Source organism: Pseudomonas sp. CFBP 8758 (genome assembly GCF_014841725.1).
GTDB lineage: Bacteria > Pseudomonadota > Gammaproteobacteria > Pseudomonadales > Pseudomonadaceae > Aquipseudomonas > Aquipseudomonas baltica.
Map to the genome: position 1 here is coordinate 164386 of NZ_JACYUK010000009.1, position 19168 is coordinate 183553.

A 19168-nucleotide genomic window follows, 5' to 3' on the forward strand; every position below is an offset into this window, starting at 1 on the left:
CCGACGCGGATGCTAGAATGGCGGGCGTCTACCCTGGCACTCAAGGATTCCCCGGTTTGTCTGATCTGCAGAACCCTCTGTTGCAATATCTCGCGCGGCTGATGCCGTCCAGCCGCACGACCATGCAATACGTATTGCAGGATGCCGCGGACCGGCTGGGCTTCGAGGACGTCGACATTCGCGAGGTGCCCTGGCACCGTCTCGAACCCGGGCACGTTACCTCGCTGGTGGCCGCCCTGCGCGAAGATGGCTACGCCCCCAACACCACCTCGCTTTACGTCAACGCCGTGCGCGGGGTCATGAACGAGGCGTGGCGGCTGAGCCTGATCGACCAGGATCACCTGCTCAAGATTCGCTCGGTCAAGCCCATGCAGGGCACCCGCCTGGGCAACGGCCGCAACCTCAAGCGCAGCCTGATCCGCGACCTGATGGAGGTCTGCGCCAACGATCCACGGCCGCAGGGACTGCGCGACGCCGCCGTCATCGCCATCCTGTATGGTTCTGGCATGCGCAAGTCGGAGTCGGTCAACCTCGACCTGGCCCAGGTCGACTTCAGCGAGCGCAGCCTGCGCGTGACCGGAAAGGGCAACAAGGAGTTGATCAAGTACGCGCCGGGCTGGGCTTTTACCCATCTGCAAACCTGGCTGGCGTTTCGCCGCAGCCAGCTTCCCGCAGGCCAGGCCGATGACGACTTTCTTTTCAATCGCATCCGCCGCGGCGCGCACATCACCCGCGAGCGTATCACCAAGCACGCCATCTACTACATCGCCCGACAACGCGGCACCCAGGTCGGCGTGAAGATCATGCCCCATGATTTCCGACGTTCGTTCATCACCCGAGTGATCGAAGAGCACGACCTGTCGATTGCCCAGAAGCTGGCGCACCACACTAATATCCAGACCACTGCGGCCTACGACATGCGCGACGACAACGAGCGTCGCCGCGCCGTGGACCGCTTCGATCTTTGAGCCTGCAGGCCCTTGTCGCAGGCTCGGGCCAGCTCAGTGACGAGCCACAGGCCCGGCTGGCAAAAACCAGTTCAGCAGCAGCGCGCAGATACCGCCAGTGGCTACACCCGACTCCAGCACGTTGCGCAATGCGCCCGGCATGTGCGCGAGGAACTCCGGCACCTGAGCCACACCCAGGCCGAGGGCGAGCGATACGGCGATGATCAGCAGCGCCCGACGATCGAGGTCGACGCTGGCAAGGATATTGATGCCCGATGCGGCCACCGCGCCGAACATCACCATGGCAGCTCCGCCCAGTACCGGTTCGGGCACCGCCTGGATCACCCCGGCAACCGTCGGGAACAGACCGAGCAGAACCAGCATCCCGGCGATCCACACGCCGATGTGGCGGCTGGCGATGCCGGTGAGCTGAATGACCCCGTTGTTCTGCGCGAAGATGGAGCTGGGGAAGGTATTGAAGACACCGGCCAGCAGCGAGTTGGTCCCGTTGACCAGCACGCCGCCCTTGATGCGCTGCATCCACAGCGGGCCCTCTACGGGCTGGCGTGACACCTTGCTGGTCGCCGTCACGTCACCGATCGCTTCCAGGGACGTCACCAGGTAGATCACCAGCATTGGAATGAACAACGCCCAGGAGAAACCGAGGCCGAAGTGCAGCGGTACGGGCACCTGAAATACCGCGGCCTGGTGCATGCCGGTGAAGTCCAGTCGGCCCAGGTAACCGGCCAGCGCGTAGCCCATGGCCAGAGCGATGACGATGGCGGCGCTGCGCATCCAGGTCACCGGAATGCGATTGAGCACCACGATGATCGCCAGTACCAGGCCGGAGAGCATGAGGTTTTCGCCGTTGGCGAACGTGCCATTGGCCATGGCGCCGAAGCCGCCACCCATGCTGATCAGACCGACCTTGATCAGGGTCAGGCCGATCATCAGTACGACGATACCGGTGACCAGCGGCGTGATCAGCCGTTTGACGAAGGGCAGGATTCGCGAAATGCCGATTTCCACGAACGACCCTGCGATGACCACGCCGAAGATCGCCGCCATCACAGCTTCCACCGGTGTGCCCTGTTGCACCATCAGCGCACCCCCGGCAATCAGCGGGCCGACGAAGTTGAAACTGGTGCCCTGCACGATCAAGAGGCCCGCGCCGAACGGGCCGATGCGCCGACACTGGACGAAGGTGGCAATGCCGGAAATGACCAGCGACATGGAAACGATCATGTTGGTGTCACGGGCGCTGACGCCCAGTGCCTGGCAGATCAGCAGGCCAGGCGTGACGATCGGTACGATGATCGCAAGCAGGTGCTGCAGCGCGGCAAGCATGCCCAGCAGTGGGCGAGGGCGGTCTTCCAGGCCCAGGATCAATTCGTCGCTGGGTGGCTGTGGGGTGCTCATGGCAAGGGCTCCTGAGAAAGAGCGCGAAGGCTCCGGCAAAAAGAGCGCGATGGCTCAATCGAAAGGAGCGCGATTCTACGGCGCGACGCCCATAGGGCAAACCGGTTTTTGCCGAAGATACCCGAACCAGGGGCAAGAAAAAGCCCGCACGAGGCGGGCTTCGACAGGGCAACGGTGAATCAGTCGTCGCGACCCATGATGCCGAACAGCTGCAGCAGGCTCACGAACAGATTGTAGATCGACACGTACAGGCTGATGGTCGCCATGATGTAGTTGCGTTCGCCACCATGGATGATCGCGCTGGTCTGGAACAGGATGCACACCGACGAGAACAGCACGAAACCGGCGCTGATCGCCAACTGCAGACCGGCGATCTGGAAGAAGAAGCTGGCCAGCACCGCGCCCAGCAGCACGAAGAAGCCTGCGGTGATGAAGCCGCCCAGGAAGCTCATGTCCTTGCGGGTGATGAGCACATAGGCCGACAGGCCGCCGAACACCAGCGCCGTCATGGCGAAGGCCGAGCTGACCACTTCGGCGCCGCCCTGCATGCCCAGGTAACGGTTGAGGATCGGGCCGAGCAGGAAGCCCATGAAGCCGGTCAGGGCGAAGGTGGACACCAGGCCCCAGGCCGAATCACGCAGCTTGTTGGTCAGGAAGAACAGCCCGTAGAAACCGATCAGCACGACGAAGATGTTCGGGTAGCCGACGCGCATCTGCTGCGCGACGTAGGCCATCACGCCACTGAAAGCCAGGGTGAGTGCCAGCAAGCCGTAGGTGTTGCGCAGGACGCGGCTAACTTCTAGCTGCTGCACCTGCGAGCCTTGATTAACTGCATAATCCTGTTCGCGCATGGCGAGACTCCTTTGATTGAACACGTCTGAAACGTTCAGATGCAAAGATCATATCAGACCCTTGCCCAGCCGCTCTATCCAGAGTTTGACAGCGTGTTTCATTCCGGTATTATGGCGCCCGCAAAGCAACCAGCAAGACATTCGGGAAATTGGCAGAGTGGTTGAATGCACCGGTCTTGAAAACCGGCGAACGTTAATAGCGTTCCCAGGGTTCGAATCCCTGGTTTCCCGCCAAACATCGAAAAGCCCCGCATTGGCGGGGCTTTTTCGTTTTCGCCGTTGCAGAAGTGCCATGTCGCGAAACCCACTTGTGCAGGTGTCCTGATTGTTGCGTTACAGCAAGAAAAAGATATCGAGGTTGATCAGGAAAGGCGTCGTGTACGTGACGGTCATGGGGGTGATGGGAAATTCCGGGAGGATCTTCGATCACCTTTCGGTTTGGCAGCCGTGGCGCCTGGCGAAACAGATGCTTGGCTATGTATTGATGCATTGAGGTATGGATGCATTGAGCCGCTGGGCGTTTCAGTGCGGTGTCAATCGCCCGCGCAGCGCCGAAACCCCGGCGCGCAGCGCATGGCCGCGGCAGGTCAGCACCACCAGCGAGGCAGCCGCCGCTACGGCCATGTCTTTCTGGGCATCCCAGAAATCGTCCTGGGCACCTACGAAGGCCGAGTCGCCACCGCCTACGTACGCGGCGCCTGCCCACTCCATCAGTTCATAGAGCATTGAGGTCGACAGCACGAGCGACCAGGCGATCAATGATGCCCACGCACCCTTGAGCTGGCATTTCTCACTGACGATTTCCCGCAAGGGCAGGCTGAGCAGCAGGCCGTAGGCCAGGTGCACGAAACGATCATATTGATTGCGCTCCCAGCCCAGCGCTGCATTCACGTCCACCCCGCTGATCAGGTACAACGCTTCGTTGTAGGGAACCTGGGGGTAGGTGAAGTGCGTGCCCACCTGATGCAGGCATAGAAAGATGATCACCATCACCCACGCGCGTCGGCTCCACTGGAAATGGTCACGGGTGAACCACACGGCCACGGCGCCCACCAGCACCAGAATGTTTTCGATCAGCCAGGTCTGGCGGTCCAGCGGCTGCCAGCCCGAGGCGATCACCGCCAGCAGCAACACCCAGTGCCAGTAGCCTATGCTTGTCCTTCGAGTTGCCATTGTCACGCTCCTCGCCAAGTCCTCTGCTGCAGTTGATCACCATGCCCTGCATTAATTCGTTCAGGCTTGCAGCGCTGGCTGATCGACAGCCAGGTCCGGGTCGTCGGGCCTCTGGAGGGGAGAAAGTGAATTGCAAATTGGAATGAACATTTGCCGAACTACCACCCGTCGTATCTATCTGCAACCAACGCGCGATAGATAGGTCAAGAGACTTACAGCCGCCGGATGCCGGCATCTCCTCGACAGGTATCGTCCATGATCGGAATCATTGTCCCAGCTCATAATGAAGAAGCAGTGGTCGCTCAATGCATCGAGTCGTTGCTGATTGCCGGTGAGCATCCTGGACTGTCGGGCGAAGAGGTCAAGGTGGTTATCGTGCTGGACGAATGTTCCGACGGTACCCAGCAAGTGGTCAACCGCTACCCCGTACAGAGCGTGGCCGTGGCGCACTGCAACGTCGGTCGTACGCGCGCCGCGGGTGCTCAACTGTTGTTGGATCAAGGCGCCCGCTGGTTGGCGTTCACCGATGCCGATACCCTCGTGCCGCCCACCTGGCTGGTCGATCAGCTGCGCTTTCGCACTGACGCGGTCTGCGGCACGGTGCGCGTGGATGACTGGTCGCTGCATGCCGAGGAAGTTCGCAGCCGTTACGACGCCCTGTATACCCCGGTGGAAGGTCACAAGCATGTTCACGGCGCCAACATCGGGGTCAGTGCCCAGGCCTACCGCCGGGTTGGCGGGTTCAAGCCGCTCAAGGCCCACGAGGACGTGCACCTGGTGGCCGACCTGAAAGAGGTCGGGGCGTCCATTACCTGGACTTCGATCAACTGCGTGACGACCAGCGCCCGGCTGGATTGTCGCTGCCGTGAAGGCTTCGGCGACTACCTGCGCTCGCTGTCGATCGGTGCTCCGCTGGAAGCAGTTGGTTGAGCGTGCCCGAGCGTCCGAATTTGCCAACATGAACACTGAAAATAAGATCGGAACTATTTCCAACCGGCAACGCCCTAAGTTCAGGCAGCAAGTACGAAGCTTCCGGCTTACATACTTCAAGTACTGTCACTAAAACGATGATCAAAGTGAGGCTCAACATGAAAAGCGAACAAATCGAAGGCGTAGCAGAAAAGATCGCCGGCAAGGCTCAAGGTGTAGTGGGCAAACTGGTCGGTGACCATTCCCTGCAGGCAGAAGGCGCAGGTCGCGAAGCGGCTGGCCAACTGACCAAGACCTACGGCGACGCGCTGAACAATGTGTCTGCCTTCGTCAAGGAAAAGCCAGGTGCCTCGTTGGCCATTGGCGCTGCCATTTTCGTACTGGTAAGCCGTTTCCTGCGTCGCTGATTCTGCTGCGCTTAAAGTGTCTTCCCAACCGTTCGATTGCTGGCCTTCAGCCAATTGAACGGTAGGGAAGTGCAGCAACCCCCGCGCACTTCCCCTACTGCTTCAACCTCCCCAACCCAGCGAACGACGAATGACGTCTCTGTAAGGCGTATCTAGTTGCTGCGGCAGTTGTTCAATGTATTCCCGCGCATGTATTCGCACTTCACCCGTCAAGTTTTGCAGATAGTCGAGAACATCGTCGATGGTGGGTATCCGTGCCTCTATACCCGCGAATCGCGGCGGCAAAGCGGTCCAGATGACTGCATCCAGTTCTCGCTCACGCGCCCATTGGGCAAGGACCCCGGTGGACCGGTCGCTGCAGATGAAACTGCCGATGCCATCATCGCGCGAATGGGGTATCTGTTCACGTTCGCGCAGTGCCTGACAGGCGTCGTCAAGCGAGGTGGTGTCCAGCAACGCCCAGAGAGATGGCACAGCAGGTGCATTCAGGCAGATCGCCGTGGCCAGCTCGCCGCCGTCGCCGACCCTGCAAAGCTCGACGGGTAATGCAGGGCCGTCGGTGTGCCACGGGCTGCAGACCGGTAAAGCCCCCGTCTTCCATACCAGCGATCCCCAGGCCAGGCAGGCTATGTTCATCATCGTTTTCCGTCTGAGCAGTGATTGCCTGCAAGTGCAGGTGTCAACTCAGGCCCGTCGACAGCTGCACAAGTTCAGCGCCATCGCCCCAGTGGACGCTTCGGGCGCCGCTGCTCGGCGTTCAGCCCAGCAGAGGTTTGGCCAATTCACGCAGCCGCTGCTTGTCTTCATCCAGGGTAAGCGCACTGTCGGCGCGTTTCAGCAGGCGCGTCGCATGCAGCCGGCACTGGGCGGCGAAGGTTTGCGGGCTGATCTCGTTCAGGCTGATCAGCGCCTTGATCATGCGAATGTCGACTTCCAGCAGCCCGGCGCCGTCGCGCGCCACGAAGGTGAAGAAGTCGTCGAACAGATCGGCCACCTGCAAGCCGCGAACGTGCACTCGGCGGCAGTGTGGATCGATCTCGCGGGATGTCGAATCGGTAGTGCTGTGTACATGCCAGGCGGTGAAGCACCTGACTCCGCGGCCAATCACGTCGATCACCGTGCCCGAGTCGTTGGTGGCCGGCGACAGGGCGCGCGAAGCGATCTCCGCGAGGACCGAAATGCCGAAACGTGGGTCCTGTTCGAAGGTACGGCGCAGGCCGATCGTGACAGCGGTGCGGATTTCCGCGGCGAGGTCTGCCTGGGTCTGCGCCTGGCCGTCGCTGTCCGCGGTAAACCAGGCCAGATCTGCGCCGAGGTGAAGGAAAGCGCCTGGCAGTACGCTCAGGTAGATCTGCAGCCCGTGCTTCTCGGCCAGCGCGCCAAGGGCGGCGACATCGATGTGCTGCACGTAGCCGGTGTCCTCGCTGCGCACGGTTGCTGCCGTTGGCGGAGTCATCAGATCGAGCGGGTAGGGCGCCGCGCCCATGTACGGCCAGCGCGCGCGGTTTTCCAGGGATTGCAACGCTGCGGCTTCGACCCGGTCGATGGTTTCGCCGACCCGGCCCAGCTTGGACAGGTGGTCGATCCAACGCAGCAGCGTATAGACGATCAGGATGATCATGACGATGGTCACCGCGAACAGCACCACCCGCCCTTGAGCGCCGTAGGCCCCGGTGCTCAGGGCAATGATCCCGACCAGGCTGAACAGGAACGAGCCGATGAACGTTGCCAGCGCGTTCTGGGTCGTGGCGTCTTCCATCACCAGTGAGGTGGCACGCGGTGTTACGCCGCTGCTGGCGGCGCCATAGGCACTGACCATGGTGCTCAACGAGAAGGTCGTGACCGCAAGCATGCTCGACGCGATGATCGCGAGGATCTTGTCGACCGAATCGGCACCGATCCGCGTCGGCAGGTCGGCGGGCACGAAGTCCTTGAAGACGATGGCAATCAGCGCCGTGGCGATGCCCGTCAGGGAGAACAGGCTTGCGCGGAACCACAAGCGTTTGGTCATCTGACCCAGGGCCCAGCGCCAGCGAGCGATCATCGTGTATTCCTCGGGATTGTCAGTCGGACCGCCAGCAGCCATGCGAGCGCGGCTGCACATTGAGTGCCTGGAGCTGACGAAAGTTTCATGCCACCGTAGGAGCGGTCATCGGCCGCGAAAGGAGCGACGCGATGTATCGGCCATGACGACAGCGGCCGGGTCGATTGCACGGAACCCCGGATCGGTCTGCAGGCTCACAGTGTAGAGCCCCTCATTGAAAGGAACCGATCATGGCCGATGACAAGCAACCGCCCCCCGAGGACACCGAGGACCAGACGCCCGCCCATTCCACCCCGGAAGAAAAGGAACGGCTGAAGGATTTCAACAAGGACGGCATCCCGCCAGGCGTCGCCTGATGCTGGAGCAGCGCTATCGCGCCGATGGCCCCCCATTCAAGACCGGAGGATTTATGAGCAACGAGACCAAGCCCGATAACGACCTGGGGTTCGACCCGGACTCTCCCGACCTTGCCGACCCGCAGGTCGATCCGATCGGGCCCGCCAAGAAGCCCGAAGGCGACACGTCGGAAAAAACCCGTGACGCAGATAAATATCCGCCCTATGGCACCAAGGACTGAGTCTGGTAGCCTTGTGCAGGCAGCCCTCGGTGCCTGCCTGCCGCACCACGCTGAAAGCGTGAGCGCGCCGCCCTGCCGAGTGGCCGTACTCACGCTGCGACACGTCTCCAGCCATGACATCGCCAGGAGAAGCTCTAGATGATTCCCACCACTGAAATGCGCCGCATCGTCGAAGCCAGCTTCGCGCCCCTCAAATGCCATTGCACGTTGAATCCGGGGGGCACCATGACGGTCGAGGTGTCCGACCCGGCCAGTGGTCAGGTCGACCTGCTGATGGTAGGTGTCGATACCCAGCCGTTGTCCAGCAGTCGGGCGATTGCCGAACTGGTGGCGCAGCTGCGTGCCGAGCTCAAGGGCAACCAGGAGTGGTTCTGCCGCCATGCCCCGCGCGGCGCTAGCCGGTCGTGATCAGGCTGGTGTCTTCTGGCGCTCGGGCAGTGCCTGCTCGTTGTTCTCGATGGTCCACAGCGGTCTGAACAGCCGTGTCCACAAGGCGACGATCACCAGCGTACTGACAGCGCCGAACAACGCTGCTGGCACCGTGCCCAGCGCCGTCGCGCTGACCCCCGCACGGAATTCGCCCAGTTCGTTCGAAGAGCCGATGAATAACATGTTCACCGCGCTGACCCGTCCACGCATATCGTCGGGCGTGGCGAACTGGATCAGCGAAGAGCGGATGTACACGCTGATCATGTCTGCTGCCCCAGCGACGAACAGCGCCGCGCACGACACCCAGAACCACGTGGACAAGGCGAACACCAGGTTGGCCACGCCGAACACTGCCACCGCGAGGAACATGCGCTGGCCCATCCGCGCGTTGAGCGGACGGATGCTCAGGTAGAACCCCATGCCCAGTTCACCCAGTGCAATGGCGCTGCGCAGCAGGCCCAGCCCGGCGGGGCCGACATGGAGAATTTCCGCAGCATAGATCGGCAACAGGGCTACTACGCCACCGAGCAGCACCGCGAACAGGTCCAGCGATATCGCACCGAGGATGATCGGCCGCGAGGTGATGAAGCGGATGCCAGCGGTGAAGCGACTCACTGCTGTGGTCTGATCATCCACCGGCCGCACGATGCGCACGCTGGGTACCCATTGCAGCAGCAGCACACCCAGGGCGAAGCCCAGCAGGCAGATGCCGAACGTCCAGCCACCGATGGCGGCATACAGCAGCCCGCCCAGCAGGGGGCCGGCAATTACCGCCACTTTCATGATCATGCTGTTGGTGGCGATGGCCTGGGCCAGGTGCTCGCGCGCAACGATCTGCGGCAGCAGGCTTTGCACGGCGGGCCCGGTGAACGCTCGGGTACAGCCGAACACGAACAACGCGACGTAGTAGGGCCAGGTGTCGACGGTTTCACTCAGGGCCAGCCACAGCAGCGCGGCGGAGGAGAGCACCGACACGCTCCAGCTGATCTGCAGGATGCGCCGCCGGTCGAAGCGATCCAGCAGATCCCCGGCCGGCAGCAGCAACAGCACCATGGGGATGAACTGCGCCAGGCCGACGTAGGCCAGTGTCAGTGGATGGCGGGTCATGTCGTACATGTGCCAGGCGACAACGATGGCCTGGATCTGCATGGCGAACATGGCCGCGAGACGTACCATGAGGAAGGCACGGAAGCCGGGCTGGGAGAAGATGGCGGTGGAGTTGCGTTTCAAGGTCGACGTTCTTGTGCCAGTCAATGGGTCACGCGATCAGCGCATACGTATCAAGATGTTAACGAAGACCGAGTGTACGTGATCAAGTGTCAGGTGCGCATCCGCTTGCGCACCGTTGAGTGCCTGCGGCACGTTTCATGTGTCGATAATGACTATTGACGAACGCAATAGTGGCGCCTCGGTTCGGCTGGTATCTTTGATTTCGAAGATTGAATACGAGGCCAGGCGCTGATTCTTCCCCGCATAGCGACTGGCCCAGTGCTCTGCTTCAACTCTCTTTGGTTAGATTTTCAGCCACCTCACGTCAGTGCGGTGGCTTTTTTTTGCTCACGATCCATGCCCGATATCCGTAGGAGCGGTCCGTGGCCGCGAAACAGGCGCTGCGGTCGGTCAGGCACATCGCAGTCAGCCTTTCGCGGCCGATGACCGCTCCTACAGGCGCTGTCCACCTCACGTAGGAGCGGTCCGTGGCCGCTAAACGGGCGCTGCGGTCGGTCAGGGACATCACAGTCAGCCTTTCGCGGCCGATGACCGCTCCTACAGGCGCTGTCCACCTCACGTAGGAGCGGTCCGTGGCCGCGAAACGGGCGCTGCGGTCGGTCAGGCACATCGCAGTCAGCCTTTCGCGGCCGATGACCGCTCCTACAGGCGCTGTCCACCTCACGTAGGAGCGGTCTGTGGCCGCTAAACGGGCGCTGCGGTCGGTCAGGTACATCTCAGTCAGCCTTTCGCGGCCGATGACCGCTCCTACAGGCGCTGTCCACCTCACGTAGGAGCGGTCCGTGGCCGCGAAACAGGCGCTGCGGTGGGTCAGGCCGAATCACTGCGCCGAGAAGGCAAACACAGTGGCGTGGGTGTAGGTCTGGCCGGGATCGAGGCGGGTGCTGGCGAACGTGGGCTGGTTGGGGGCATCGGGGAAGTGCTGGGTTTCCAGGGTGAAGGCGCCCCAGTGCGGATACACCTTGCCACCCTTGCCGCGAACGGTGCCGTCGAGGAAGTTGCTGGTATAGAACTGCACGCCCGGCTCGGTGGTGTACAGCGTCAAGGTGCGCCCCGACACCGGGTCGGTCACCTTGGCGGCCTCGCGTTTCAAGTCGCCTGCGCTGTCGAGCACCCAATTGAAATCGAAGCCGCCTTGTTTCGGCTCGGCGAATGCCAGTTGCTCATGCTTGGCGCCGATGTGCTTGCCAATGGCGGTAGGGGCGAGGAAATCCATCGGCGTGCCTTTCACCGGTGCCAACTCGCCGGTCGGGATCAACTTCGCCGTCACCGGCGTGTAGCGGCTCGCATGCAAGGTGGCCACCTGCTTCAACACATCGCCACTGCCGGCACCGGCCAGATTGAAATAGCTGTGGTTGGTCAGGTTGAGCACGGTCGGCTTGTCGGTGGTGGCCTTGTACTGCACGCGCAGTTCGTTGCGTTCGTTCAGGCTGTAGGTGACCTGGGTCGCCAGGGTCCCGGGAAAGCCCATCTCGCCATCGGGCGAGCGATAGGTGAAGGTGGCCGCGACCTGGTCGGCATCCTGCGTGGCCTCTACGGCCCAGACGTGTTTGTCGAACCCTCGAGTGCCGCCGTGCAGGGCATTGCTCTTGTCATTGAGCGGTACCGAATAGGTCTGCCCGTCCAGGCTGAACTTGCCCCCGGCCAGGCGGTTGCCGAAGCGGCCGATGGTGGCGCCGAAATACACGGTGGGATTGGCCTGGTAGCCCTGCACGTCATCGAAGCCCAGCACCACATCCGCCACCTGGCCTTTTTTGTCGGGTACGTGCAGCGCCTGCAAGGTGGCGCCGTAGGTAATGATGCTAGCTTTCATACCGTGGCTGTTGCTCAGGGTGATCTTTTCCAGCGGCGTGCCATCGGGCAGCGCGCCGAAGCTTTCGCGGGTCGAAGTCAAGCCTGCCGCATGGGCAGAGATGGAAGCAGTCATGAGGGTCAATCCAATGGCGCTGAGCAGTTTTTGATGAATAGGCATGTAAGGCGTTCCGTAGTTTTTTATAGGAAATGGCTGGATCCCGGGGTTGGACAACCGGACTCCGGCGGTGGCTGCACTGGCAGGTATAGCTGAAATTCGACGTCCGTAAAAATAAATGGTAATACTATTTGCCAGATCACTCGTGGTGTCATTTCTGACAGGATCTACGACACGCCGCTGTGGATGGCGCAAGCGTGACGTTACGTTACAAATGCCCATCCTGTTATATGGTATGACTATTCGCTGATGTTGCTGGACGCTGTAGCTATTCAATAAAAATAAGGAGTTAGCTATGTTGAGTCGTCATGGGATCCGTTCCCTGTGCTGTGCCGCCCTGACCGCCGCGATGTTCGCAGGCTCGTCGGCTTCGTGGGCCGAAGAGGTCAAGATCGGTTTTCTGGTCAAGCAGGCTGAAGAGCCCTGGTTCCAGACCGAGTGGGCCTTTGCCGAGAAGGCCGGCAAGGACAAAGGCTTCAAGGTCATCAAGATCGCTGTGCCAGACGGCGAGAAAACCCTTTCGGCCATCGACAGCCTGGCCGCCAATGGGGTCAAGGGCTTCGTCATCTGCCCCCCTGACGTTGCGCTAGGCCCGGCCATCGTGGCCAAGGCCAAACTCAATGACATGAAAGTAATGGCCGTCGACGATCGCTTCGTCGATGCCAAGGGCAACTTCATGGAGGACGTGCCGTACCTGGGCATGGCCGCCTTCGAAGTCGGCGAGAAGCAGGGCATGGCCATGGCCGGCGAAGCCAAGAAGCGTGGCTGGGACTGGAAAGACACCTACGCCATCATCAATACCTACAACGAGCTGGATACCGGCAAGAAGCGCACCGACGGCTCGGTCAAGGCGCTGAAGGCTGCGGGCCTGCCCACCGAGCACATTCTGTTCGCCGCGCAGAAGACCCTCGACGTACCCGGCAGCATGGACGCTACCAACTCCACGCTGGTCAAGCTGCCGTCAGGCGCCAAGAATCTGATCATCGGCGGCATGAACGACAACACCGTGCTGGGTGGCGTGCGCGCCACCGAAAGTGCGGGGTTCGCCGCAGCCAACGTGATCGGCATCGGCATCAACGGCACCGATGCCATCGGCGAGCTGAAGAAAGCCAACAGCGGCTTCTTCGGCTCCATGCTGCCCAGCCCCCATACCGAGGGCTACAACACGGCAAGCATGATGTTCGAGTGGGTCACCACCGGCAAGGAGCCGCCCAAATACACCGCCATGGATGACGTGACCCTGATCACCCGCGAGAACTTCAAGCAGGAACTGGAAAAGATCGGTTTGTGGAACTGATCTGACCCATGGCCTCTGCCCCGGCAGAGGCAGATTCTTCACGGCGTGCCGTGATGCCTGCTCTGGAGTTGTATCCATGCGTGTAGAGTCATTGCGTTTCAACGGTATCGGCAAGAATTTTCCGGGCGTGCGCGCACTGTCGGACATCAGCTTCGAAGTTCGCCCGGGCAGCGTGCATGCCCTGATGGGCGAAAACGGTGCCGGCAAGTCCACCTTGTTGAAGATCCTGGGCGGTGCCTACCAGCCCAGCACGGGCAGCCTGCAGATTGGCAGCCAGAGCCTGGTGTTCAAGTCCGCTGCCGAAAGCATCGGCAGCGGCGTGGCCGTGATTCACCAGGAGCTGCACCTGGTGCCGGAAATGAGCGTGGCGGAAAACCTGCTGCTGGGCCACATGCCAGCGCGTTTCGGCCTGATCGATCGCAGCGCCATGCTGCGCCGTGCCGGCGAGCTGCTCGCCGGTCTGGCCGACGAGATCGATCCGCGCCAGCGCTTGGGCAGTCTGTCCCTGGGCCAGCGGCAGTTGGTCGAGATTGCCAAGGCGATGTCGCGCAATGCCCATGTGATCGCCTTCGACGAGCCGACCAGTAGCTTGTCGGCACGGGAAATCGACCGGCTGATGACGATCATTGCCAAGCTGCGCGACGAGGGCAGGGTGGTCCTCTATGTCTCCCACCGCATGGAAGAGATATTCCGCATCTGCGACGCCGTCACGGTGTTCAAGGATGGTCGCTACGTGCGCACTTTCGACGACATGGCCGAGTTGACCCACGACCAGCTGGTGACCTGCATGGTCGGCCGCGATATCCAGGACATCTACAACTACCGTCCTCGCCCTCATCAGGGCCAGGCACTGCGCGTCGATGGCCTGCTGGGGCCGGGCCTGCACGAGGCGGTCAGTTTCAGCGTCGCCAAGGGTGAAGTGCTGGGCTTCTTCGGGCTGGTGGGCGCAGGCCGCACCGAGCTGTTGCGCCTGCTGTCCGGATTGGCCGCCAGCAAGGCAGGCAGCCTCACCCTCGATGGGCGTTCGCTGACCCTGGCCAACCCGCGCGACGCCATCGCCGCGGGCATTCTATTGTGCCCCGAGGATCGCAAGAAGGAAGGCATCGTACCCCTGGCCAGCGTGGCCGAAAACATCAACATCGGCGCCCGCGACCGCCACCTCACCCTGGGCTGCCTGGTGCAGGGCCCGTGGGAAAAGGAGAACGCCGCGCGCCAGATCAAGACGCTGAACATCAAGACCCCGTCCGCCGAGCAGCCGATCATGTACCTCTCCGGCGGCAACCAGCAGAAGGCCATCCTCGGTCGCTGGCTGTCGATGCCGATGAAGGTCCTGTTGCTCGACGAACCCACACGAGGCATCGACATCGGTGCCAAGGCCGAGATCTACCAGATCATTCACGGCCTGGCCGCCGATGGTATCGCGGTGATCGTGGTGTCCAGCGACCTGATGGAAGTGATCGGCATCAGCGATCGAATCCTGGTCATGAGTGAAGGTGCGTTGACCGGCGAAGTGCTGCGCGAGCAGGCGCAGGAATCCAGGTTGCTGCAATTGGCACTGCCGCGCACTCGCGGCTGAACAATAACAACAGAGGTGCTTATGTCTACGCAAAACACGCTGCCGGCCCCCCGCCAGGGTCTCAACCTGCGTCGCTTTCTGGACGAGTGGGTGATGCTGCTCGCCGCGCTGGCGATCTTCGTGCTGTGCACGATGTTCATCGACAACTTCCTCTCGCCATTGAACATGCGCGGGCTGGGCCTGGCCATTTCGACCACCGGCATTGCGGCCTGCACCATGCTTTACTGCCTGGCGTCCGGGCATTTCGACCTGTCCGTGGGTTCGGTGATTGCGTGCGCCGGGGTCATTGCGGCGGTGGTGATGCGCGACACCGAAAGCGTGCTGCTGGGCGTGGGCGCGGCCTTGCTGATGGGGCTGGTGGTTGGCCTGATCAACGGCATCGTCATCGCCAAGTTGCGCATCAATGCCTTGATCGCGACCCTGGCGACGATGCAGATCGTGCGCGGCCTGGCCTATATCTTTTCCAATGGCAAGGCGGTCGGGGTCATGCAGGAGGACTTCTTCATCTTCGGCAATGGCCAGTTGATGGGCGTGCCGGTGCCGATCCTGATCACCATCGTCTGCTTCATCTTCTTCGGTTGGTTGCTCAACTACACCACCTATGGACGCAACACCATGGCCATCGGTGGCAACCAGGAAGCGGCGCTGCTGGCGGGTGTGCACGTGGATCGCACCAAGATCATCATCTTTGCCGTGCACGGTGTGATCGGTGCGCTGGCCGGTGTGGTACTGGCGTCGCGGATGACCTCGGGCCAGCCGATGATCGGCCAGGGCTTCGAATTGACGGTGATCTCGGCGTGTGTGCTGGGCGGGGTGTCGCTGGCCGGGGGCATTGGCATGATTCGCCACGTGATCGCCGGCGTGCTGATTCTGGCGATCATCGAGAACGCGATGAACCTGAAGAATATCGACACCTTCTATCAGTACGTGATTCGCGGGACGATTCTGCTGATCGCGGTGATCATCGATCGCTTGAAGCGGCGCTGATCTGCGGGGGGCTTTCGCGGCCGATGACCGCTCCTACAGGGGAATGCACATCTGTAGGAGCGGTCATCGGCCGCGAATAGGCGCTACCCAATTGNCAGGCCGACAACGGACAGGATGGTTTCCATCACGGTCCAGGTCTTCAGGGTTTCGGTCACGGTCATGTTGAAGTACTGCTTGACCAGCCAGAAACCCGCGTCGTTGACGTGGGACAGGATCACCGAGCCGGCGCCGGTGGCCAGCACCAGCAGCTCACGGTTGACGCCGGGCATCATGCCGATGACCGGGGCGACGATACCGGCACCGGTGATGGTCGCGACCGTTGCCGAGCCTGTTGCAACGCGAATCACCGCAGCCACCAGCCACGCCAGCAGAATCGGATTGACCTCGGCCTGCACGGCCATCTGGCCGATGATGTTGCCCACACCGGTATCCACCAGCATCTGCTTGAAACCACCGCCAGCGCCGACGATCAGCACGATGGCCGCAGTCGGGGCCAGGCTCTGGTCCAACAGTTTCATGATCTTCGAACGGTCGAAACCGCGCGCCACACCAAAGGTGTAGAAGGCCAGCAACAGGGCCGCGAGCAGCGCGGTGATCGGGTGGCCGATGAAGTCCATCCACTGGCGGAACAGGTTCTCTGCCGGCAAGGCCACGTCGGCGAAGGTCTTGAGCATCATCAGGAACACGGGCAGCAGGATGGTGATCAGGGTCACCGCGAAGCTGGGCAGGTTCTGGTTGTCCGACTCCTTGGCAATCTGGTCCATCAGCTCCTTGGAAGGATTGCCCGGAATGTACTTGGAGATGAACGAGCCGAAGATCGGGCCGGCGATCATCGCAGTGGGCAGGCCGACGATCAGGCCGTAGAGAATGGTCTTGCCGATATCGGCGTTGAAGATGCCGATCGCCAGCAGCGGACCCGGATGTGGCGGCACCAGGCCGTGGACCACCGAAAGACCGGCAAGCAGCGGGATGCCGATCTTCACCAGCGACACGCCGGAACGGCGGGCGACGATGAACACCAGCGGGATCAGCAGCACGAAGCCGATCTCGAAGAACAGCGGGATGCCCACCAGGAACGCGGAGAACATCATTGCCCAGTGGATGCGCTTGACCCCGAACTTGCGGATCAGGGTTTGCGCGATCTGGTCGGCGCCGCCCGAATCGGCCATCAGTTTGCCGAGCATGGTGCCCAGCGCAAGGATGATGCCGACGAATCCAAGCACCCCGCCGAAGCCGTCCTGGAAGGACTTCATGACCTTGACCACCGGCAAACCGGACGTCAGGCCGAGGAAGATCGCCGCAATGGTGAGTGCGACGAAGGGGTGGACCTTGAACTGGGTGATAAGCACGATCAGACCAATGATGGTGACCAGTGCATCGAGCAGCAAGTAAGTGTCGTGAGCTAAGCCAAACATAAAGGTTTGCCTCGTGTTGTCGTTGTTGTGGGCGCAACGGTTGTGGTTGGGGACATCAGGCACTGCTGCGCGGGATGCTCAGACAGCGCTGTCTTCAAGTGCCGATCAAGCCAGCGTGGAAGCGCCGTGCTCGACCAGCCAGTGTTCCACCTGCTGCGCCAGGTCCACGATGGGAGTGGTGGCGTCCAGGTCCAGGGTCAGGGGCTCGCCGGTCGGCGGTTCCAGTGCAGCGAACTGGCTGTCGATGAGGCTGGCCGGCATGAAGTGGCCGGGCCGATGGGCGACGCGGTTGGCGGCTTCTTCGCGGGTCAGTGCGAGAAACACGAAGCCCAGGCCAGGCACGGCGTCGCGCAGGGTCTTGCGATACTTGAGCTTGAGCGCCGAGCAGGTCAATACGGGGCGTTGCCCGGACTCGATGCAGGCACGCATTTCCTCGCCCAGGCGCACCAGCCAACCGGCGCGGTCGTTGTCGTCGAGGGGGTGGCCGGCGCTCATCTTGGCGATGTTGGCCTCGGGATGAAAGCTGTCGCCTTCGATCAGGCGGCCGCCGCTGCGGCCAACGATGGCGGCACCGACGCTGCTCTTGCCGCAGCCGGATACTCCCATCACCACCAAAGCGTTCAGAGGGGCATTCATCAAGTCACTCCTGCTGGGGCCGGCCGTTCGTGGATACGGCGCCCTCATCTTATTGATCTTGTCAAAGCAGTCTGGTGCAGCCTGCGGTAATAGCAAGGCACAAATCATTATTGCTCTGGATTCGAGACAGCGCTACCTTACCTCAACTCTTTTTCATTGCAAGTAGATAACAACAAGAATCATGGCGCGAATCGGCTCACGCGCAACTGGCCTGCCCACCCTGGCCGAAGTTGCCAAACTTTCAGGTGTTTCCCCCATTACGGCTTCACGCGCATTGCGCGGGGTGTCGACGGTCGCTCCACAATTGGCCACCAAGGTGCTGGAGGCCGCGCAGACCCTGGGCTATGTGGTCAACCCGGCGGCACGCGCGCTGGCCTCGGCGCAGAGCCAGTCGGTCGTGGTGCTCATTCCCTCGTTGTCCAACCATTTGTTCATCGACACGCTGGAAGCCATCCATGAAGTGATGCGCCCGCGCGGGCTGGAAGTACTGATCGGTAACTACCACTACGATGTCGACGAAGAAGAAAACCTCATTCGCAACTACCTGGCCTACAAGCCGGGCGGCATCCTGCTGACGGGCATGAGCCGCACCGAGCGTGCGCATGCCATGTTGCACAACAGTGGTGTGCCGTGCGTGCACATGATGGAGTTGGGCGCCAGCGGCGGGCGTGCCTGTGTCGGCTTTTCCCAGGAGCAGGCCGGAAGCGTGGCGGCGCAGCATCTGCTGGACGCCGGGCGCCGACGCCTGGGCTATGTGGCCGCGCAGCTCGACCCGCGTGTGATGCAGCGCGCCGAAGGATTCAGGGCGGCGCTTGAGAGGGCGGGGGTGCATGATCCCCAACTCGAGGTGCTGTGCCCGCAGCCTTCGTCGATCGGCTTGGGTGGCGAGTTGTTCGCTGACCTGATGCAGCGTCACCCAGATGTCGACGGGGTGTTCTTCTGCAATGACGACCTGGCCCAGGGCGCCATCTACGAGGCCCAGCGCTTGGGCATCGCCATTCCGGGACGAGTGGGCATGGTGGGCTTCAACGATCTGCCGGGTTCGGCGCATCTGGTACCGCGCCTGACCTCGATCCGTACCCCGCGCGCCGAGATCGGCCGCAAGGCCGCGCAGATGTTACTCGACAGCATGGCTGGCAAGAGTAACAGCGCCCAGGCAATCGACCTCGGCTTCGAGCTGGTCGTACGCGAAACCTGACCGGGCGTCCCTGATGCCACGCGGTGATGCCGGACGCGGCTTGCGCCGCTGCTACAGGGGATCGCGGTGCTTCTGTAGCAGCG

18 protein-coding genes, 1 tRNA gene and 1 pseudogene are annotated in these 19168 nt (G+C 61.9%); 11 read left to right on the forward strand and 9 right to left on the reverse strand.

Going from position 1 to position 19168, the window contains the following annotated elements:
* The first annotated feature begins 17 nt into the window (after positions 1 to 17).
* The gene (locus tag IFT75_RS19325; protein WP_192056304.1) at positions 18 to 968 is read left to right on the forward strand and encodes a site-specific integrase; all 951 of its coding nucleotides are present in this window, start codon (positions 18 to 20) and stop codon (positions 966 to 968) included.
* Positions 969 to 1001: 33 nt separating this feature from the next.
* On the opposite strand, the gene IFT75_RS19330 is transcribed toward IFT75_RS19325, so the two are convergent.
* Both IFT75_RS19330 and IFT75_RS19335 read right to left on the reverse strand, forming a co-directional pair.
* Positions 1002 to 2366, reverse strand: coding sequence for a nucleobase:cation symporter-2 family protein (locus IFT75_RS19330; protein WP_122477008.1), 1365 nt, complete (start codon positions 2364 to 2366; stop codon positions 1002 to 1004).
* Between the two features lie 179 nt (positions 2367 to 2545).
* The gene (locus tag IFT75_RS19335) at positions 2546 to 3217 is read right to left on the reverse strand and encodes a Bax inhibitor-1/YccA family protein (protein ID WP_043189407.1); all 672 of its coding nucleotides are present in this window, start codon (positions 3215 to 3217) and stop codon (positions 2546 to 2548) included.
* Positions 3218 to 3360: 143 nt separating this feature from the next.
* Here IFT75_RS19335 and IFT75_RS19340 point away from each other — a divergent pair.
* Positions 3361 to 3451 (forward strand) — tRNA-Ser (locus IFT75_RS19340).
* A 288-nt stretch (positions 3452 to 3739) separates the two neighbouring features.
* On the opposite strand, the gene IFT75_RS19345 is transcribed toward IFT75_RS19340, so the two are convergent.
* Positions 3740 to 4390 carry a DUF2238 domain-containing protein gene (locus IFT75_RS19345; protein WP_192056306.1) on the reverse strand — a complete coding sequence of 217 codons (651 nt, stop codon included), beginning with the start codon at positions 4388 to 4390 and terminating at the stop codon, positions 3740 to 3742.
* Between the two features lie 255 nt (positions 4391 to 4645).
* On the opposite strand from IFT75_RS19345, the gene IFT75_RS19350 reads away from it, so the two are divergent.
* Together IFT75_RS19350 and IFT75_RS19355 are read left to right on the forward strand one after the other, a co-directional pair.
* Positions 4646 to 5320, forward strand: a complete 675-nt coding sequence (locus IFT75_RS19350; protein WP_192056308.1) for a glycosyltransferase — start codon at positions 4646 to 4648, stop codon at positions 5318 to 5320.
* Positions 5321 to 5478: 158 nt separating this feature from the next.
* A complete protein-coding gene (locus tag IFT75_RS19355) occupies positions 5479 to 5727 on the forward strand; it encodes a CsbD family protein (RefSeq protein WP_122477013.1) in 249 nt (82 codons plus the stop codon).
* A gap of 102 nt (positions 5728 to 5829) precedes the next feature.
* Here IFT75_RS19355 and IFT75_RS19360 read toward each other — a convergent pair whose 3' ends face one another.
* Both IFT75_RS19360 and IFT75_RS19365 read right to left on the reverse strand, forming a co-directional pair.
* Positions 5830 to 6363: a hypothetical protein gene (locus IFT75_RS19360; RefSeq protein ID WP_192056311.1), complete on the reverse strand. Its 534-nt coding sequence runs from the start codon at positions 6361 to 6363 to the stop codon at positions 5830 to 5832.
* Between the two features lie 121 nt (positions 6364 to 6484).
* On the reverse strand, positions 6485 to 7771 hold the full coding sequence (locus tag IFT75_RS19365) for a DUF2254 domain-containing protein (protein WP_185793411.1): 1287 nt from the start codon (positions 7769 to 7771) through the stop codon (positions 6485 to 6487).
* Positions 7772 to 8001: 230 nt separating this feature from the next.
* Between IFT75_RS19365 and IFT75_RS21515 the strand changes: the two genes are divergently transcribed.
* The 3 genes from IFT75_RS21515 (at position 8002) to IFT75_RS19375 (ending at position 8756) form a co-directional block, all read left to right on the forward strand.
* Positions 8002 to 8127 carry a hypothetical protein gene (locus IFT75_RS21515; RefSeq protein WP_274605381.1) on the forward strand — a complete coding sequence of 42 codons (126 nt, stop codon included), beginning with the start codon at positions 8002 to 8004 and terminating at the stop codon, positions 8125 to 8127.
* On the forward strand, positions 8127 to 8348 hold the full coding sequence (locus tag IFT75_RS19370; protein WP_192056321.1) for a DUF6021 family protein: 222 nt from the start codon (positions 8127 to 8129) through the stop codon (positions 8346 to 8348). Before IFT75_RS21515 ends, IFT75_RS19370 begins: the two co-directional genes overlap by 1 nt.
* A gap of 138 nt (positions 8349 to 8486) precedes the next feature.
* On the forward strand, positions 8487 to 8756 hold the full coding sequence (locus tag IFT75_RS19375; RefSeq protein ID WP_122477018.1) for a DUF1652 domain-containing protein: 270 nt from the start codon (positions 8487 to 8489) through the stop codon (positions 8754 to 8756).
* Here the strand turns inward: IFT75_RS19375 and IFT75_RS19380 are convergent, their stop codons facing one another.
* Both IFT75_RS19380 and IFT75_RS19385 read right to left on the reverse strand, forming a co-directional pair.
* On the reverse strand, positions 8757 to 10031 hold the full coding sequence (locus tag IFT75_RS19380; protein WP_446730931.1) for an MFS transporter: 1275 nt from the start codon (positions 10029 to 10031) through the stop codon (positions 8757 to 8759).
* A gap of 796 nt (positions 10032 to 10827) precedes the next feature.
* Entirely contained in the window at positions 10828 to 11979 is a 1152-nt protein-coding gene (locus IFT75_RS19385) for an aldose epimerase family protein (protein WP_244652791.1), read from the reverse strand.
* Positions 11980 to 12271: 292 nt separating this feature from the next.
* Here IFT75_RS19385 and IFT75_RS19390 point away from each other — a divergent pair, with 292 nt between their 5' ends.
* The 3 genes from IFT75_RS19390 (at position 12272) to araH (ending at position 15836) form a co-directional block, all read left to right on the forward strand.
* Positions 12272 to 13273 (forward strand): substrate-binding domain-containing protein, encoded by a 1002-nt coding sequence (locus IFT75_RS19390; RefSeq protein ID WP_122477021.1) that lies wholly within the window; start codon positions 12272 to 12274, stop codon positions 13271 to 13273.
* 76 nt (positions 13274 to 13349) lie between these two features.
* Entirely contained in the window at positions 13350 to 14849 is a 1500-nt protein-coding gene (gene araG, locus IFT75_RS19395) for an L-arabinose ABC transporter ATP-binding protein AraG (RefSeq protein ID WP_185793408.1), read from the forward strand.
* Positions 14850 to 14870: 21 nt separating this feature from the next.
* Positions 14871 to 15836, forward strand: coding sequence for an L-arabinose ABC transporter permease AraH (araH, locus tag IFT75_RS19400; protein ID WP_122477025.1), 966 nt, complete (start codon positions 14871 to 14873; stop codon positions 15834 to 15836).
* Positions 15837 to 15931: 95 nt separating this feature from the next.
* On the opposite strand, the pseudogene IFT75_RS19405 reads toward araH, so the two are convergent.
* A pseudogene (locus IFT75_RS19405) lies at positions 15932 to 17251 on the reverse strand (GntP family permease); the annotation flags it as partial.
* 105 nt (positions 17252 to 17356) lie between these two features.
* Positions 17357 to 17887: a gluconokinase gene (locus IFT75_RS19410; RefSeq protein ID WP_122477029.1), complete on the reverse strand. Its 531-nt coding sequence runs from the start codon at positions 17885 to 17887 to the stop codon at positions 17357 to 17359.
* Positions 17888 to 18068: 181 nt separating this feature from the next.
* On the opposite strand from IFT75_RS19410, the gene IFT75_RS19415 reads away from it, so the two are divergent.
* Positions 18069 to 19085, forward strand: coding sequence for a LacI family DNA-binding transcriptional regulator (locus tag IFT75_RS19415; protein ID WP_185793406.1), 1017 nt, complete (start codon positions 18069 to 18071; stop codon positions 19083 to 19085).
* Positions 19086 to 19168 lie beyond the last annotated feature (83 nt).

Excerpts from the sequence above, each read along its gene's own strand:
- IFT75_RS19345 (WP_192056306.1), bottom strand. The coding sequence starts at position 4,390 with ATGGCAACTCGAAGGACAAGCATAGGCTACTGGCACTGGGTGTTGCTG.
- IFT75_RS19410 (WP_122477029.1), bottom strand. The coding sequence starts at position 17,887 with ATGAATGCCCCTCTGAACGCTTTGGTGGTGATGGGAGTATCCGGCTGC.
- IFT75_RS19335 (WP_043189407.1), bottom strand. The coding sequence starts at position 3,217 with ATGCGCGAACAGGATTATGCAGTTAATCAAGGCTCGCAGGTGCAGCAG.
- IFT75_RS19390 (WP_122477021.1), top strand. The coding sequence starts at position 12,272 with ATGTTGAGTCGTCATGGGATCCGTTCCCTGTGCTGTGCCGCCCTGACC.
- IFT75_RS19360 (WP_192056311.1), bottom strand. The coding sequence starts at position 6,363 with ATGAACATAGCCTGCCTGGCCTGGGGATCGCTGGTATGGAAGACGGGG.
- araH (WP_122477025.1), top strand. The coding sequence starts at position 14,871 with ATGTCTACGCAAAACACGCTGCCGGCCCCCCGCCAGGGTCTCAACCTG.
- IFT75_RS19350 (WP_192056308.1), top strand. The coding sequence starts at position 4,646 with ATGATCGGAATCATTGTCCCAGCTCATAATGAAGAAGCAGTGGTCGCT.
- araG (WP_185793408.1), top strand. The coding sequence starts at position 13,350 with ATGCGTGTAGAGTCATTGCGTTTCAACGGTATCGGCAAGAATTTTCCG.
- IFT75_RS21515 (WP_274605381.1), top strand. The coding sequence starts at position 8,002 with ATGGCCGATGACAAGCAACCGCCCCCCGAGGACACCGAGGACCAGACG.
- IFT75_RS19365 (WP_185793411.1), bottom strand. The coding sequence starts at position 7,771 with ATGATCGCTCGCTGGCGCTGGGCCCTGGGTCAGATGACCAAACGCTTG.
- IFT75_RS19415 (WP_185793406.1), top strand. The coding sequence starts at position 18,069 with ATGGCGCGAATCGGCTCACGCGCAACTGGCCTGCCCACCCTGGCCGAA.
- IFT75_RS19325 (WP_192056304.1), top strand. The coding sequence starts at position 18 with ATGGCGGGCGTCTACCCTGGCACTCAAGGATTCCCCGGTTTGTCTGAT.
- IFT75_RS19370 (WP_192056321.1), top strand. The coding sequence starts at position 8,127 with ATGCTGGAGCAGCGCTATCGCGCCGATGGCCCCCCATTCAAGACCGGA.
- IFT75_RS19375 (WP_122477018.1), top strand. The coding sequence starts at position 8,487 with ATGATTCCCACCACTGAAATGCGCCGCATCGTCGAAGCCAGCTTCGCG.
- IFT75_RS19330 (WP_122477008.1), bottom strand. The coding sequence starts at position 2,366 with ATGAGCACCCCACAGCCACCCAGCGACGAATTGATCCTGGGCCTGGAA.
- IFT75_RS19385 (WP_244652791.1), bottom strand. The coding sequence starts at position 11,979 with ATGCCTATTCATCAAAAACTGCTCAGCGCCATTGGATTGACCCTCATG.
- IFT75_RS19355 (WP_122477013.1), top strand. The coding sequence starts at position 5,479 with ATGAAAAGCGAACAAATCGAAGGCGTAGCAGAAAAGATCGCCGGCAAG.